The 16,637-nt window shown below is 39.2% G+C and carries 16 protein-coding genes and 1 pseudogene; 7 read left to right on the top strand and 10 right to left on the bottom strand.

Features of this window, described 5'->3' with window-relative positions; translation table 11 throughout:
- Together C8322_RS01060 and C8322_RS01065 are read right to left on the bottom strand one after the other, a co-directional pair.
- The coding region (locus C8322_RS01060) for a multicopper oxidase domain-containing protein (RefSeq protein WP_111810739.1) at nucleotides 1-1,214 on the bottom strand (1,214 nt) is incomplete at its 3' end.
- A gap of 89 nt (nucleotides 1,215-1,303) precedes the next feature.
- Nucleotides 1,304-1,600 (bottom strand): hypothetical protein, encoded by a 297-nt coding sequence (locus C8322_RS01065; protein WP_004760992.1) that lies wholly within the window; start codon nucleotides 1,598-1,600, stop codon nucleotides 1,304-1,306.
- Nucleotides 1,601-1,748: 148 nt separating this feature from the next.
- Between C8322_RS01065 and C8322_RS01070 the strand changes: the two genes are divergently transcribed.
- Nucleotides 1,749-2,429, top strand: a complete 681-nt coding sequence (locus C8322_RS01070; RefSeq protein ID WP_004679347.1) for a heavy metal response regulator transcription factor — start codon at nucleotides 1,749-1,751, stop codon at nucleotides 2,427-2,429.
- Nucleotides 2,422-3,822 carry a heavy metal sensor histidine kinase gene (locus tag C8322_RS01075; protein WP_111810292.1) on the top strand — a complete coding sequence of 467 codons (1,401 nt, stop codon included), beginning with the start codon at nucleotides 2,422-2,424 and terminating at the stop codon, nucleotides 3,820-3,822. Before C8322_RS01070 ends, C8322_RS01075 begins: the two co-directional genes overlap by 8 nt.
- 127 nt (nucleotides 3,823-3,949) lie before the next feature.
- Here the strand turns inward: C8322_RS01075 and C8322_RS01080 are convergent.
- From C8322_RS01080 to C8322_RS01110, 7 genes and pseudogenes are all read right to left on the bottom strand, one after another.
- Nucleotides 3,950-5,040: pseudogene (locus C8322_RS01080) on the bottom strand (IS3 family transposase).
- Between the two features lie 40 nt (nucleotides 5,041-5,080).
- Complete coding sequence (locus C8322_RS01085; protein WP_111810293.1) at nucleotides 5,081-6,349, bottom strand: MgtC/SapB family protein; 1,269 nt, start codon at nucleotides 6,347-6,349, stop codon at nucleotides 5,081-5,083.
- On the bottom strand, nucleotides 6,346-8,721 hold the full coding sequence (locus C8322_RS01090; RefSeq protein WP_111810294.1) for a heavy metal translocating P-type ATPase: 2,376 nt from the start codon (nucleotides 8,719-8,721) through the stop codon (nucleotides 6,346-6,348). The genes C8322_RS01085 and C8322_RS01090 overlap by 4 nt, the downstream gene beginning before the upstream one ends.
- Nucleotides 8,722-8,732: 11 nt before the next feature.
- Entirely contained in the window at nucleotides 8,733-9,383 is a 651-nt protein-coding gene (locus C8322_RS01095; RefSeq protein WP_004281871.1) for a methyltransferase family protein, read from the bottom strand.
- Nucleotides 9,384-9,403: 20 nt separating this feature from the next.
- Nucleotides 9,404-9,652: a DUF2933 domain-containing protein gene (locus C8322_RS01100; RefSeq protein ID WP_004695740.1), complete on the bottom strand. Its 249-nt coding sequence runs from the start codon at nucleotides 9,650-9,652 to the stop codon at nucleotides 9,404-9,406.
- Between the two features lie 26 nt (nucleotides 9,653-9,678).
- Nucleotides 9,679-10,110: a hypothetical protein gene (locus tag C8322_RS01105; protein ID WP_004695737.1), complete on the bottom strand. Its 432-nt coding sequence runs from the start codon at nucleotides 10,108-10,110 to the stop codon at nucleotides 9,679-9,681.
- 725 nt (nucleotides 10,111-10,835) lie between these two features.
- On the bottom strand, nucleotides 10,836-11,078 hold the full coding sequence (locus C8322_RS01110) for a DUF2789 family protein (RefSeq protein WP_004281876.1): 243 nt from the start codon (nucleotides 11,076-11,078) through the stop codon (nucleotides 10,836-10,838).
- A 351-nt stretch (nucleotides 11,079-11,429) separates the two neighbouring features.
- Between C8322_RS01110 and C8322_RS01115 the strand changes: the two genes are divergently transcribed.
- From C8322_RS01115 to C8322_RS01135, 5 genes are all read left to right on the top strand, one after another.
- Nucleotides 11,430-11,810, top strand: a complete 381-nt coding sequence (locus C8322_RS01115) for a copper resistance CopC family protein (RefSeq protein WP_004681441.1) — start codon at nucleotides 11,430-11,432, stop codon at nucleotides 11,808-11,810.
- A 64-nt stretch (nucleotides 11,811-11,874) separates the two neighbouring features.
- Nucleotides 11,875-12,756 carry a copper resistance D family protein gene (locus tag C8322_RS01120; RefSeq protein WP_111810295.1) on the top strand — a complete coding sequence of 294 codons (882 nt, stop codon included), beginning with the start codon at nucleotides 11,875-11,877 and terminating at the stop codon, nucleotides 12,754-12,756.
- 463 nt (nucleotides 12,757-13,219) lie between these two features.
- The gene (locus C8322_RS01125; protein WP_004679365.1) at nucleotides 13,220-13,414 is read left to right on the top strand and encodes a heavy-metal-associated domain-containing protein; all 195 of its coding nucleotides are present in this window, start codon (nucleotides 13,220-13,222) and stop codon (nucleotides 13,412-13,414) included.
- Between the two features lie 176 nt (nucleotides 13,415-13,590).
- Complete coding sequence (locus C8322_RS01130; RefSeq protein ID WP_111810296.1) at nucleotides 13,591-16,068, top strand: heavy metal translocating P-type ATPase; 2,478 nt, start codon at nucleotides 13,591-13,593, stop codon at nucleotides 16,066-16,068.
- Between the two features lie 157 nt (nucleotides 16,069-16,225).
- Nucleotides 16,226-16,318 (top strand): YHYH domain-containing protein, encoded by a 93-nt coding sequence (locus tag C8322_RS01135; protein ID WP_151809984.1) that lies wholly within the window; start codon nucleotides 16,226-16,228, stop codon nucleotides 16,316-16,318.
- Between the two features lie 45 nt (nucleotides 16,319-16,363).
- Here the strand turns inward: C8322_RS01135 and C8322_RS01140 are convergent, their stop codons facing one another.
- On the bottom strand, nucleotides 16,364-16,603 hold the full coding sequence (locus C8322_RS01140; protein WP_111810297.1) for a metal/formaldehyde-sensitive transcriptional repressor: 240 nt from the start codon (nucleotides 16,601-16,603) through the stop codon (nucleotides 16,364-16,366).
- Between the last annotated feature and the right edge of the window lie 34 nt (nucleotides 16,604-16,637).

The raw sequence follows: 16,637 nt of genomic DNA on the forward strand, positions 1-16,637 counted from the left end.
GAAGACATATCATGATCCATACCTTTCATAGAAGACATATCGTGATTCATGCCTTTCATAGAAGACATATCATGATCCATACCTTTCATAGAAGACATATCGTGATTCATATCTTTCATAGATGACATGTCATGGCTCATCCCCATATCTTCCATAGTTAATAAAGCACGAGGGCGAGATTTAGGCATCTCAATTTGTTTGACTGCTGGGCTGCTTTCTTCATGTAATGTTCCCACTGAAAAACCGGTACGATCAATAGATTCAGCTTCAATTTGGTAATGTGCTTGTTTTGGTTCCACAATGACATCATAGGTTTCAGCAGTACCAATACGGAACTCATCTACAGGAACGGGCTTTACAGGTTGACCATCAGCACTGACTACAGTCATTTTTAGGTTTGGAATGCGTACATCAAAGAATGACATAGCGGAAGCATTAATAAAACGAAGGCGAACTTTTTCACCAGCTTTGAAGTTACCGGTCCAGTTTTGCTGAGGTGTTTTGCCATTCATTAAAAATGTATAACCAGTCACATCGGACATATCTGTTTTCAACATCCGCATCTGATTCCACATAGAGCGGTCTTGCCAAGTTGCCTTTAATCCATCACGTTTAACTTGTTTTAATACATCGAATACTGTTTCGCGACGGTTCTGATAGTAATCTGCTTCTTTTTTAAGATTTTTCATAATTTGATCACTTGTTGAATTATGAAAATCAGAAAGCAAAACAACGTAATCTTTATCGGTTTTTTCAGCAGCTGTTAGTGGAGTTTTATCTTTAGGATAAATAACAAAAGCACCATATAAACCGTCTTGTTCTTGTCCTTTACTATGTGAATGATACCAATAAGTACCATTTTGGCGGACTTTAAACTTATATTCATAAGTTTTATTAGGGGCAATGCCATTAAATTTGTTAAATCCAGGTACACCATCCATAATTCCAGGTAATAATAAGCCATGCCAATGGATTGAAGAGTCCTGATTTTTTAACTTATTGTGAACACGGATAACGGCCTCATCACCTTCTTCAAATTCAAGAAGTGGTGCAACGAATTTACCATTAACGGTAATTCTCTTTAGCGGTTTTCCTGTGATATTTACAGTTTGTTCAGCGATTGTTAAATCATATTCTTTAACTGCCGCCATTACCCAAGTTGATGAAAATAAACCAACTCCAATTAAGAGTACATGACTTAACTTTTTTGACATTCTATCTCACCTTTAGAAAGGTCAAGATTGAAGTAATAAAGCAAATATTTAGTATAAACTTTAATACTTCTTTCTCGCTATTTATAAAATTATTTATTGCTACCAGGCATATTCATCTTTGAATGATCCATTTTAGAATGGTCCATATTCATCATAGAATGATCCATTTTTGACATGTCAGATGAGTTAGGAGACTGATGTTGACTATGATCTTGCTGAGTCTTGTCATCTTTTTCCATTTTACAAGGTTTTGTACAAGGTTTCTGTGCTTTTACCGTTTTAGTGGCACTTGAGGTTGATACATCTTTTGCCCAAGATTGAGTACCAGCAATTAAAGTTCCAGCACACATTAAAATTGTTAGACTACGACGCACTACAGTTTTCATAAGTTTCTCTAAAAGTTAATTTCTTGCTACTACAATAAAGTGAAGCACTGAACATCTAAGTGACTTGAAAATGACATTTTTGTAATCTATCTCGATCAGATGTTTTATAACGTTATTATAGTTTTAATGAATGACTTAGGATTCGGAAATGAGAATACTATTAGTTGAAGATGAACAAAAAACTGGTGATTATCTCAAGCAAGGTTTATCCGAAGCTGGCTATATTACGGACTGGGTTACAGATGGGTTAACGGGTAAACATCAAGCTCTTTCTGAAGAGTATGACTTAATTATTTTAGACGTGATGTTACCTGGACTAAATGGTTGGAATATTATCAATGATATTCGTAGCAGCGGTAAAACAATGCCCATTCTTTTTCTTACCGCCCGAGATCAAATCGAAGATCGAGTAAAAGGATTAGAGCTAGGCGCTGATGATTATTTAGTTAAGCCTTTTGCTTTTGCAGAGCTTCTAGCTCGAATAAAAACGCTCCTTAGACGAGGGCAACAAAGAGAAGATAATAATATTATTAAGATTGCTGATTTAGAACTTGATTTGAGAAAACGTCGGGTAACACGAGCAGGTCAACGCATTGATCTGACGGCTAAAGAATTTGCGCTTATGGAGCTTTTTATGCGTAGAAGAGGTGAAATTCTACCAAGAGCACTTATTGCATCTCAAATTTGGGATATGAACTTTGATAGTGATACAAATGTAGTTGAAGTCGCTATTAAACGATTAAGAAATAAAGTAGATAGTAATTTTACCCCTAAGTTAATTCAGAATATTCGAGGAATGGGGTATGTATTAGAGGTAGAAGATGAATAATAAATTATTCAAATCTATCAGTTTTCGTATTGGTATTATTTTCTCATTATCGACTATATGCATTCTCATTATGATGGGGTTTTTCATCCATAAATTAGTGATGCATCATTTTGAAACGCAAGATCGTACCCAATTAGAAGGTAAAATCCAGCTTATTCAGAATCTTCTCCAACAGCATCCTAAAAATTCTCTAGAACTTGATCTATATTTGAAAGATGCTTTAGTTGGACACCATGATCTTATGGTCCAAATAGAACGACCGGCAGGTCAGATTTTATTTAGTTCTACACCTTCAATCATTAATACTCAACAGTTAATCAAGTCAGCAAATAACCCTTGGATTAAATGGAAAATTAAGAATAAGACCTATCGTGGCATGATCTACAACACGGATATAAACAAAAATACTGAAATACAATCTGTACGCATTATTGTGGGGATCGATACATCTGAACATCTACATTTTTTAAATGATTTTAAGCGTCAACTTTTTTACATTGGTTTAGCCGGTACGATTTGTTTAATGTTTTTAGGCTGGTTTGCAACCTGGAGAGGTTTAAGACCCGTGCAAAAAATGGCTAAGGTCGCAGAAGGCATTTCTGCCCAACATCTTTCAGAACGTTTAGAAGTTGAGCACACACCAACAGAACTAAAATCATTAGCAATTGCCTTCAATGATATGCTCGACAGACTAGAATCAGCTTTAGAAAGGCTTTCCGATTTTTCATCTGATTTAGCGCATGAAATTAGAACACCGATTAATAACTTAATGACTCAAACTCAAGTATGTCTTGCCCGTAAACGAGATACCAGTACCTATCAAGAAGTACTATTTTCTAATTTAGAAGAATTAGAACGTTTGGCTCGAATGGTATCCGATATGCTTTTCTTGGCAAAAGCAGAACATGGCCTAAAATTACAGAACTTACAGAATATTGACCTGGTTAAAGAAGTTACAGCCTTATTTGATTTCTATGATGCGCTAGCTGCCGAAAAAAATATGACGCTTCAACAAACAGGATCTGGAAATGTCAAAGGTGATCCTGCTATGTTACGTCGAGCACTCAGCAATCTATTATCTAATGCAGTTAAATATGGAAATAAGAATTCTACAATACGCATAAAACTTCAACAGAATTTAGGTAACACAATATTTTCAATTGAAAATGAAGGCCCTGAAATCTCTCCTGAACAACTATCCAGGTTATTTGATCGATTTTATCGAACAGATGCATCTAGACAAAGAACAGAAGAAGGAACCGGCTTAGGGCTCGCGATAACAAAATCTATTCTTGATATGCTTGGGGCGACCATCCAGGCTGAATCCCTCAATGGTCGAATCATTTTTACCATTGTTTTTCAAAGTGAATCCATGCAAGGGGAATCATTTTAACTCATTTTTTGAACATCTTCCATTTACCCGAGTTGACCTTACATAAAGCTCAAACTGAGAGCCAGAGCTACGCCAGCACCTATCATGGGGTAATCCTCCCATAAATAACCGAAGTTAAAAGTAGAGGTTAAGCAGCCATTAGAGGTGGCCTTCCTTTGTTTGCTTGGTGTGGTCTTTCATAGTTGTAATGCCACAGCCAACTCGTTGCATAATCTTGTACTTCTTCCAGTGTGTCAAATAGATGCTTGCTTAGCCAGCTATAACGTATAGTCCGATTATAACGTTCAATATACGCATTCTGCTGTGGCTTACCTGGTTGAATATATTCAATACGAATACCTTGTTCAGTTGCCCAGCGTACAAATTCATGACTGATAAACTCGGGGCCTGAGTAGCACTGCTACGCAAGGCATCGGATCACTAACGGCTTTTCTCGCCACTCCAGCAACTGATTCAACGTACGAATAACTCGGATTGTAGGTAATGAGAATCCTGCTTCAATCGCTAAGCCTTCTCGACGGTAGTCATCAATCACATTTAATAATCGGAACTTTCGACCATCGATCAGCTGATCATGCATAAAATCTAATGACCAGACCTGATTTTCTCGGATTGGTTCTTTCAATGGTTCAGGCGCGTGCCGTTTTAGTCTTCTTCTCGGTTTAATACGCAGATTTAGTGCCAACTCACAGTAAATGCGGTAAACCCGCTTGTGATTCCAGCAGTGATTCTCAACATGTCGTAAATATGAGAAGCACAGACCAAATCCCCAATCGGAATTTTCCTCAGTGAGTTCAATGAGCTGTTTAGCAATTAATGCATTGTCATCGCAAAGTTTAGCCTGATAACGGTAGCAGGTTTCACTAATGCCAAATGCAGAGCAAGCTAAACGGATACTAACCGCATGCAGGGCAACGGCTTGTTGAGCCATCTGACGTCGGCAAGATGGCTTCACCACTTTTTTGACATTGCTTCCTGAACAATCTCTGCCTTTAATCGCTCTTCAGCATACATTTTTTTTAGTCTGGTATTTTCTGCTTCCAGCTCTTTCAGTCGAGCCATCAATGAGGTATCCATACCGCCATATTTGGCACGCCATTTATAAAACGTGGCATTACTCATGCCATGTTCACGACAAAGGGTGGCTACAGGTGTGCCAGACTCCGCCTGTTTTAAAATGGACATGATCTGGCTGTCAGTAAATTTAGATGTTTTCATGCAGAATCTCCTGCTCGTATCTTAAGAGAAAATTCTACTTTTAGATCCTTTTATTTTTAGGGGGGATTACCATGGCAATTGTGTAGCCAAATATGATAGCTCGGCCAAACTGTGCCCCCCCTGTCATCCATGCAATTGTCGCTTTGCTTAACATGTTGCTCAGTGTGGCCAGCCCTAGCGCGACAGCAGCCACATTTGTTGTTAAGCCTTCAGTACTATGCAGGCGGGCAAGTGAGACTAAAATAGCATCTACGTCTGCTAGCCCAGAAATAGTCGATAATACGAAGATGCCGCTGGTGCCCAACCATTGTTTTGCTGCCGGAACCAAGACTGCCATGACAGCCAGAAAAGCAGCAAAGCTGAATGCTGTCCCAAGATCAAAGGGAGCCATTGCTTCTATTGTTCGATCGTTGTTTTCAGCGCTGGTAATTTGGCGTTGTCTCCACAGTGCCACACCCAGCAGAAGGATTCCAGCAATTATCATTGCCCCACCAAAGGTGCTTAGAAGCGCGGGTTCAATGATACCTATCAGCACAGTCATACGGAAAAACATGATGCCACAGGCAGCCAATGTTCCAGAAATAGCAGCACTGACCATGACGGGGTGCTGGCGTGTATAGCGTGCCAGTGCAACAGTTGCAGCTGTAGAAGATGCCAAACCACCCAATAGACCTGTCCAGAGTATGCCTCTTTCTGAACCGGTGAGCCGCATGGCAAAATGACCTGCCAGAGAGAGTCCGGCAATCAGGATCACCGCCCACCATAACTGGTAAGGATTTAATGCAGCAAAAGGTCCCATACCCGTATTGGGTAAGTAAGGTAATATAACGACAGAAAGTACCAGTAACTGTAGAGATGCGGTTAATTCACGATGTTCGATCAAGCGTAACCAACCATGTAAGGTTGGCTTGAGATCCAAAAATACAGCCACGATGACAGCCGCTGTTAATGCTAAAGTAACATTACCATGGGATGCATATGCACCTAGAACTAATGTCAACAGCATCGCGATCGTCGTGGTAGCGCTTAAATTACCGGAAATTTTTGCGGTACGAGCATAGGACACTGTTAGTAATAAGGAAAGCCCTAATACGGCCGCAACTAGCGGCCAAGCTCCGAAGTTTGGTTGTAAATGACCGAGCACTCCTCCGAGCAATCCTGTCAATGTGAAGGTACGTAGACCTGCTACTCGGCTGCCTTCTGGCAGTTCTCGATCCTGCCATCCTCGTTCTAAACCAATGAGCAGGCCGATGGCGAGTGCTGCAACCAGCCCTGATACATCTGGTGGAAGAAAGGAACTCTCTATCAGAACTTTTTATTTCGCAGGCGAAGGGCATTGGTGATGACTGAAGCTGAACTCAAACTCATAGCCAAGGCGGCAATCATCGGTGACAACAACCAACCGGTAAATGGATATAGTACGCCAGCCGCGATAGGGATACCCAAAGCATTGTAAAGGAAAGCAAACATGAGGTTCTGTTTCATGTTGCCGACAGTAGCTTCCGAAAGTGAACGGGCAACAGCAATCCCTCGTAAATCTCCCTTGACCAGCGTAACTTGGGCACTATTCATTGCAACATCAGTCCCGGTTCCCATAGCGATACCGACATCAGCTTTAGCCAAGGCTGGTGCATCATTGATGCCATCACCAGCCATAGCCACGATGCGACCTTCCTTCTGCAATTTGCTGACCAGTTCTAGTTTATCTGCGGGTTTGACTTCGCCATGTACCTCATCAATGCCTAGACGTGCTGCGACTGAACGGGCAGTGGTGAGACCATCTCCTGTTGCCATCACGATACGTAGACCCGCTTCCTTCAGGGTGGCAAGTGCTTCTGGGGTATTTTTTTTGATGGGATCGGATACTGCAAGCAGACCGGCCAATTCACCATTGATGGCTAGATGCATCACACTTGCACCTTCCGAACGCAGCTCTTCGGCTTGCGGAATCAGAGATTGTACCGAGATACCCAATTGCTCCATCAGTGCTGTGTTGCCCAAAGCTAACTGACGATCGCCCACTTGACCTCGAACACCAATCCCTGAGCCCGATTCAAAATTATCTGGTGTTTCAAGAGACAGGCCACGTTCGTGTGCTGCGTTTACAATCGCTTCGGCTAGCGGGTGTTCACTGCCTTGATCAAGACTGGCGGCTAAACGTAATACTTCAGATTCGTCAAAATCTGATGCGGCAACTACACGATCGAATACAGGGCGTCCTTCAGTTAACGTACCTGTTTTATCGATGATTAGTGTGTCAATCTTGCGTAGATTCTCAATGGCTGCTGCATCACGGAACAGCACACCATGAGTAGCACCTTGACCCGTCGCAACCATGATAGACATTGGAGTTGCCAAGCCTAGTGCACAAGGACAGGCAATAATGAGTACTGCCACAGCATTGATTAATGCATAAACCCAGCTTGATTCTTCTGGGCCGAATAGTCCCCATCCAAAGAAGGTAAGCAAGGCAATGGTCACTACAGCCATGACGAACCAACCTGCTACCTGATCAGCCATACGTTGCATTGGTGCTCTCGATCGTTGAGCTTGCGCCACCATCTGTACGATCTGGGATAACATGGTACTTGAACCAATTTTCTCTGAACGCATGATCAATGAACCATTGGTATTCAGGGTAGCTCCAATGACTTTATCGCCGATACGTTTAGTGATAGGTAAAGGTTCACCTGTCAGCATCGATTCATCCACTGAACTACTTCCTTCAGTGATTACACCATCCACAGGCACTTTTTCACCTGGGCGAATTCTGAGTAAATCTCCTACATGGACATGCGTTAGAGGAACATCTTCTTCAGTTCCATCAGGCAGGATTCGGCGAGCTGTTTTAGGAGCGAGCCCAAGGAGTGACTTAATTGCAGCAGAAGTTTGCGAACGTGCTTTTAACTCCAATATTTGTCCCAGTAGGGTCAATGAAATGATGACCGCTGAAGCTTCAAAGTAAACAGCGACACGACCCATGGAAATAAATGAGTCTGGGAAGATTTGCGGTGCAATGGTTGCGACCACACTATAAATAAATGCAGCTCCAGTGCCCAAACCAATCAGCGTCCACATGTTCGGGCTGCGATTCACAACCGATTGCCAACCCTGGGAAAAAAATGGCCAACCTGCCCAAAGTACAATTGGGAGTGACAACACCAGTTCAATCCAGCTCTGAACCGCCATATTGAACAGGTTCATTTGATGACCAAACATCGCCAAAAAAGTCACGATGATGGTCAATGGCAGTGTCCACCAGAAGCGTCGGCGGAAATCACGTAACTCCGGATTCTCATCTTCCTCTAATTCAGGAATGAGTGGCTCCAGTGTCATTCCGCATTTAGGACAGTTTCCAGGATGATCTTGTTTAATTTCTGGATGCATTGGGCACGTATAGATGATCGTGCCTGTTGTGCTTGTCTCATTAACGGATTGAGTAGTCTGATGATGCTGTGTATGTGCATCGGCAGTCGTCGTTGCGGGTTTAGCGATATATTGCACCGGGCTGCTATGAAACTTTGATTGACATTTATCACTGCAAAAAAAGTAAGTTTTCCCCTTAAATTCCTCATGGTATTTCGATTCTTCAGTGACGGTCATACCACAGACTGGGTCTTTCAGTACGTCTGTTGTAGCCTGTGCCATATGGTCCTGGTTATGATTTTTTTGATCTGACATAAATAATTCTCTTATGGTAAAGTGGTTTTATGGCCGAATTTTGGAATAAATCTCGGAGTCTGTTGAGCATAGCTGTCATAGACAGCGCCAAACTGTTTACTCATTTCAGCCTCTTCCTTAATTGCCAAGCGGCTGTACATTAAGAGTAGGATTGGAAACATAATCAGTGTCAGTAAAGTTGGCCATTGCAATAAAAAACCCAGCAAGATCATCACAAAAGCCACGTATTGTGGGTGACGTATACGTGCATAAGGGCCTGTGATCGCTAAAGAATGCTGACGTTGCGCGTTGTACAGCACGTGCCATGACGTTGATAACAGGTAAAATCCATAGCCCAAGAAAACGTAACTGGCGATATGCAAAATGCCAAAATGTGGATCACCTTTTTCACCTAATAGCGTTGACCACAAGTGACCTGCATTATGAGAAAGTAAGTCAAGTTGAGGGAAGCGAGTTTGAAGCCAACCAGATAACAGGTAAATGGTTAAAGGAAAACCATACATTTCGACAAATAGAGCAATGATAAAAGCCGAAAAGGCCCCAAATGTACGCCAATCGCGCGCAGTGGAAGGTCTAAAAAAACTGAAAGCGAACATGATAAAAACTGCTGAGTTAATGATAACCAGCGTCCATAAACCATAAGCCGATTCCGCATGATTCATGATGGATCTCCTGATAAGAGCTATTTTTTGTTATCAGATATATCGGATTTTTTTTGCTGCGAGTGGTTATGCCCATGACCACCATGCATAAAAATATGCATCAGTGGACACGCTAAAAGGAATAAATAAGGCAAAGCACCGATAACGTGGGCTAAATGTTCCGTTAATAGAAAATAAGCTGCGATACCACCCAGCACGATTAGACCAATGGCATAACGTGTAGACCAGAAGTTAGGTACTGAATTATTTTCTTGGTGTTGGTGATTCATGGTGCTTTCCCCTAATTCATGGGTAACTATTTAGTTGCTGACGGAGGCATACAGTCCATCATCATCTGCATCATGGATTGCATCATGTCCATACGTTTTTCCATCATCTGCTGACGGTCAGCCATATTTGCATTCATGCTTTGGCTGCCCATCTGTTTCATCATACTCATACCTCCTTGCATGAGTTTCATGTGCTCAGCCATAAGTTTCTGACGTTCTTGTGGGGTTTTTGCAGCCATCATCTTCTCATGCATGGCTTGCATCGCCTTCATGTGTTGATCCATTGCAGCCATTTTATCTGTAGCAGTGGTGCTGGTAACTGTTTGCTTAATTGTTACTGCAGATGGTGCTGTTTTTTCAGGGTGGTGATCTTTGTGTTCATCGGATTGCTGTGCAAATGTATTCAATGACGCGGCTGCGATACATAAGCCCAAAAAAATGTTTTTGAATTTCATCATAATTTTTTCCTTTAAATAATTTGGAAGTAAAAGCTATGTTTTAGTACTGAACAGAGTCTAGGAATTTGACTACTAAACTGATGAAATTTTTGGTTATTCTCTGTCTCTCTTAAAAATTTTAGCACTATTAATTAATTATTTTTAAAAATGACAAAAATGTAATTTTGAGATCTTCTCGAAATATATAGTCTATGCTGAGATGACAAAAATTTTATTTAATATTAATCTTTTAAAACTATTAAAGTTGTTATGATTTTATGTGCTTAAAAAAATAAAAATGAAATGATTAGATGACTCCAAGGGTAGTTAGAGACACATTCTTAATGTAATTTACACTGTTATTCCTTTAAAGAAAAAATACAGTTGATCAAAATAGTTTTTTATAGAAAAAAGGGTGGATAATTTAATTATTAAACTTATTGGTATATTTATTAGATAGAAGGGGCTTTGTTGCACAAAGATTTCATAACTATATGATTTTAGAAGTTTTGATTATTTTTTGATCCAAAATTAAATTTATTTAAATCAGATGCTTACATATTTATGCAACAAAGCCGATAGAAGGTAAAGAAGATTATTTTTAATATTAGGGTTTATAATCCAAATTTCAGAGTAAGGAATCTACTACTTATATAATAGAGATTCCATCTCCAAAACAGTACTACTGTATGAATGAGTTGTATTCAATGCAGGGAAGAATGTAGATCCTTAATACTAACGGAAAATTATTTTACTGAATTTTCATGTAAAGACTCATTTAATTGATCAATCACTGTCGTCCATTCACCATCAGAGTGTAGTTTTTCTTCTAAAAAATGACGTTGAGCATCAGTCCAAAAAATTGCTTGTGTTAAAAAAACATCTCCAGCTAGCTGATGGCTCTCTATGAATTTTGCAATTGCTTCTTCAGTAGAAGCTAAACCAAGCTGTTCAAATAATTTGGTCATTCTTGGACGTGTTTGAGTCATGTGCTTAGCCCACAAATTTATATTAGATCAAATTAAACATAACATGTTTATATTTAAAATAAAATATAAAAAATTAAATAGCTACTATTTTCTTAGACAAAATGATTACTACATTTCATAAATCAACCACCTACATAATTTGTTTGTTAAATGATCATTATTTTTCAATAAGATTATTTTAATAGTTAAAGATTTTAAATTTTAAAAATGACAAAAATGTAATTTTGAAGTCATCGCTCTGTTTCTGTCTCTCACTAATAATTGAAATATAAGAGGAGATGATGTGGTCTCATTAAATATAGATTTTATAAAGTCATCTCTAATGAACTAACGAATCAAGAGGAAACGTAAATGAAATTATTTCAAAATAAAATGACTGCTCTACGTAATGTTGTAGTAGCTGCAACGATGATTGTGGCTACTACAACTACGTTCGCTCATGTGAGTTTAGTGAGTGCGATTCCTGCGGAAAATGCATCTATCCTTAGTCAACCAAAGAACTTGACCCTTAACTTTGGTGCAGAGGTTATGTTGATGAATATTAAGTTACTGGATGCTCAGCGAAGAGATGTTCCTTTAAAATATAAAGTTACTCATGACTTAAAGAAATCCTTTGATGTCGCTCTTCCGAAACTGAAAAAAGGTAAATATACCGTTGTCTGGACAACAATGGGGAAAGATGGTCACAACATGAATGGTGAATATAGTTTCACTATCAAATCAACTAAATAAGAATTGATTACCTTTCAACATGTCAGTGAGGTGCTGGCATGTTGTTCTAGAATGGACAAAAATAATGATTTCTGAATATTGGATGTGGGCCACTTGGTTAACTAAGGTTATTTTATATTTAAGTGTAGCTTTTGTCGTTGGTGGAGCCTTTTGCTATTTTTTACTTAGACAATATCTTGAACTAAAAGAATCGATTCTTAAATATATTACAATTGGCGCTGGATTAGGCCTAATTTCCAGTACCTTGGGATTTTTTATTCTGATTGGTAGTTTTGCCAATACTGGTATTACAGGGATGGTGGACCCCACGTATATTAATATATTGGTTAATACTCCGACGGGGTATATATACGTTCTTCGTTCTATTAGTTTTGCTCTTTTACTTCTTCTCATGGTGGTTAAACTTAACAGGAACAAAGGTCAGTTTTCTATAATTGAAAGTTCAATATTTTGTATTTTACTTATCCCGATTATTTTTAGTTTTTCCCAGCTCGGACATGTCGCTAATTTAACCTTACTTGCTCAAATTTTATTATCAATCCATATTCTAGTTATGTCGTTATGGATGGGGTCTTTATATCCGTTATGGAAAACCAGCCGAGAAATAAGTGGTTTACCTTTAAAAGATCGCATGCATGTATTTGGACGTATTGCTGCTTTCATTGTTGGGATATTAATCGCCTGTGGCGCTAGTGTAGCTCTTCTTTTAATTAAAGATTTTAATACCTTAATCAATACTGCATATGGCTATGGTTTCATGGTTAAAATGTTTTTTGTTATAGGTATTCTACTTTTAGCTGCCTTCAACAAATGGTATTTCACCCCGCGTCTTCAATATCCTAAATTCGCTAAACACCTTAGTCATGCCATTTTATTTGAGATGTTATTAGGTCTATCAATTCTATTAACAACAGGCTATATAACCACTGTCGTGGGTATTGAATAAGAGAATTTCAAAATAATGGAATTGAGGAAATTTAACATTACTGCATTTATCTTTTGTAGCTGAGCAATAAAGTTTCTACTGGACTGCCAGCTTACGACAATCAGAACAGTAAAATCGCATCATAAGGCATTTATATATTAAAGGTAGTCACCGGTTTTTAGCTTCAATCCATAAGAGTCTCATCTATTCAGTTCACTACCATTGATTGAAATAACTATCTTATAAATTTCAAAGTGATCGTAGATGACAAAAATGTCATTTTTAAGTCACGTTAATGTTGGTTAAGTACTTTTACTGTAGTCATTAGAACGCTATGCTTTAGAATACTCTGATGAAAACTATGGATGTAAACAGACCAAGTTACAGCAAGTAACTGATTCAGAGAAAGGCTGGTTGTATGGTGAAAGTTTAGAGTTACTGTTCTAATGGTTTAAACAAATATTTTGTTAAAAAGGAGCAACATATGAAATTTCACATCGCTAATATGACTTGTGGTGGTTGTGCACGAGGCATTACTACTGCAATTAAAGAGCTCGACTCGAATGCATCACTCGATATTGATTTACAAAACCGTATCGTTGAAATCAACACAACGGTGAGTCAGGATAAAGTCATTGCCACTCTCGGTGATCGTGGATTTACAGCTGAGCCTGCTTAATCTCTGTTAGAGTAAAGTGGTAATCCCTTATCACTTTACTTACTCTTGTTTTTCTCATCGTACAGATAAAATCTGTACTTGCTTGCAATAAAAGTGCTGCCTGAATTCCCAATTATCTTGGTTCGAGCTGATCTTCGCATATAGAACTCAGCATATCTAAATGATAGAGATCGTATATGAGTACCGAAATGACTGATACGCCACACTACAGTGAAACATTAGAGATTGAGGGGATGACATGTGCTTCTTGTGTAGGCCGTGTGGAAAAAGCTTTAAAATCTGTTGAGGGTGTTGAATCGGCTCATGTAAATCTGGCTACCGAAAAAGCAGTCATTTATGCGCATCAACCACTTGATCGCGCTACTTTAATTAAAGCCGTAGAAAAAGCAGGCTACGAAGTGGAAGTATTGCAACCGATAGAGCTTACGATAGAGGGTATGTCATGTGCTTCTTGTGTAGGTCGAGTAGAAAAGGCCTTAAAATCTGTTGAGGGTGTGGAATCAGCTCATGTAAATCTGGCTACTGAAAAAGCGACTATTCAGGCAAGCTCATCTGTCACTCGTGACTCGTTAATTCAGGCTGTCACCAAAGCAGGGTTTGAAGCAAAGTCAGTTCATCAAACTACGGAAAGCTTTCAAGATAAAAAGAATATTGAATTAGAAAAACTTAAAAAAGATTTAATTTTGTCAGTCTTATTGACTCTACCCGTTTTTATTTTAGAAATGGGATCACACCTGATTCCCGCCTTTCATACGTTTATGATGGATAACATTGGCCAACAAAATAGCTGGTTAATGCAATTTTTCTTGACCACAGTAGCATTAATTTTTCCAGGCCGACGCTTCTTCAAAAAGGGCATCCCAAGTTTATTCCGCTTAGCACCAGACATGAATTCCTTGGTGGCTGTAGGAACATTGGCTGCTTATCTTTATTCAGTGGTTGCTACTTTCTTTCCAAGTGTCCTGCCACAAGGCACGGTCAATGTTTATTATGAAGCTGCAGCGGTTATTATCACTTTAATTCTATTAGGTAGATTTTTTGAAGCCAAGGCAAAAGGCCGAACGTCTTTAGCAATTCAACATCTAGTTGGAATGCAGCCTAAAGTTGCCAGAATACAGCTCAATAATCAGGTGATAGAAGTTCCGATTGCCGAAGTTCAAACAGGAACGATTGTAGAGATTAGACCAGGCGAGCTTATCCCTGTCGATGGTGAAGTTATTCACGGCCAAAGTTTTATTGATGAATCCATGATTACTGGCGAGCCTATGCCCGTTGAAAAAACGATAGGCTCTACTGTGGTAGGAGGAACAATTAACCAAAGTGGCAGCTTAAATATCAAAGCCACCTCTGTTGGTAGTTCATCAGTGCTTTCTCAAATCATCCGAATGGTTGAACAGGCACAGGGTTCCAAGCTGCCTATTCAGGCATTGGTTGATAAAATTACCATGTGGTTTGTACCTGTAGTAATGGGTCTCTCTCTTTTAACTTTTATTACTTGGTTTATCTTCGGCCCTGAGCCAGCCCTAACGTTTAGCTTAGTTAATGCAGTTGCGGTACTCATTATTGCATGTCCTTGTGCAATGGGACTTGCAACGCCTACATCAATCATGGTAGGAACTGGGCGTGGTGCTGAAATGGGTGTTTTATTCCGTAAAGGGGAAGCTTTGCAGCTGCTCAAAGAAACTAAAGTGGTTGCTGTTGATAAAACAGGGACCCTGACTGAAGGGAAACCAATTTTAACCGATCTGCATGTCTTAGAAGGGTTTGAATACAATGCCGTACTTTCACTTATGGCAGCCGTTGAATCAAAGTCTGAGCATCCTATTGCTCGAGCAATTGTACAAGCCGCTATAGATAAGGAATTAATCCTGTCTCCTGTTGCTGATTTCAAGTCAGTCACGGGCTATGGAATAGAAGCAACGGTGTCTGAACATTTGGTTCATATTGGTGCAGATCGATATATGGAAAAACTAGGTTTGAATCCTAATGTTTTTTCTCAATTTTCGGATCGTTTGGGAGAAGAAGGAAAAACCCCTCTCTATGTTGCGATTGACCAGAAACTTGCTGCCATTATTGCTGTAGCAGATCCAATTAAAGAATCAACATTTGCTGCAATTGAAGCGTTACATCAGTTAGGTTTAAAGGTTGCCATGATTACAGGTGATAACCGTCATACAGCTCAAGCGATTGCAAAAAAACTAGGTATTGATGAGGTTATTGCAGAAGTCTTACCAGAAGGTAAAATAGAGGCCGTTAAAAAATTAAAAAATCAATATGGTAAACTCGCATATGTTGGAGATGGCATTAATGATGCCCCTGCACTTGCAGAAGCAGATATTGGTTTAGCAATAGGTACAGGTACAGACGTAGCTATTGAAGCTGCTGATGTGGTTTTGATGTCTGGCAACCTGAAAGGAGTGCCGAATGCTATCGCTTTAAGCAAAGCGACTATAACCAATATTCGTGAAAATTTATTTTGGGCATTTGTTTACAATGCAGCTCTGATTCCTATTGCAGCAGGTGTACTTTATCCGCAATTTGGACTGCTACTTTCTCCTGTATTTGCTGCTGGTGCAATGGCTCTCTCGTCAATATTTGTACTAGGAAATGCTTTACGATTAAAACGTTTTAAGGCCCCCCTTGCAATTATTTAACCATTTTTTATATACATTTAAAGTTTTGTTGGCTTTACTTTATATATTTGGAAATAGTCTAAGCCATGTTGGCTTTTATTAAATATCATACAGTTGATATTCTAATTATTTGAGAGGGATTAAGATGAAAAGAATTTTATTAATATGCTTTATAGGCATGTCATTTACCTATGCGAATGCTCATTCTGGGGGAACGAACTCACAGGGTTGTCATACCAACAGTAAAACTGGTGATTACCACTGTCATTAATAGGTGCGCACACAGTTTTTTTATTTAAAAGACTGTGCTTTAAAGTTATAAGTAGCGTTTAACTAAAGCTAAAAATTCATTCAGTTCTTTTTCCTTTATTTCCTCAGTATCACCGAGTACATGTTCTCTAAGATGAAGTTCTATTAACTCATTCATTAAGCCATTTATCGCACCTTTAATTGCTGCAACTTGCTGTAATACCTCAATACAAGAATTTTCATAATTTAAAATATTCTGTTCAAGGGCATTAGTTTGACCTTGAATTCGTCTAGGGCGTGTCCTCATTTGGCTTTACACCAAATAAACATGCAAGCAATGT

Origin of the sequence: Acinetobacter sp. SM1B (genome assembly GCF_003289665.1) — a bacterium.
GTDB lineage: Bacteria > Pseudomonadota > Gammaproteobacteria > Pseudomonadales > Moraxellaceae > Acinetobacter > Acinetobacter schindleri.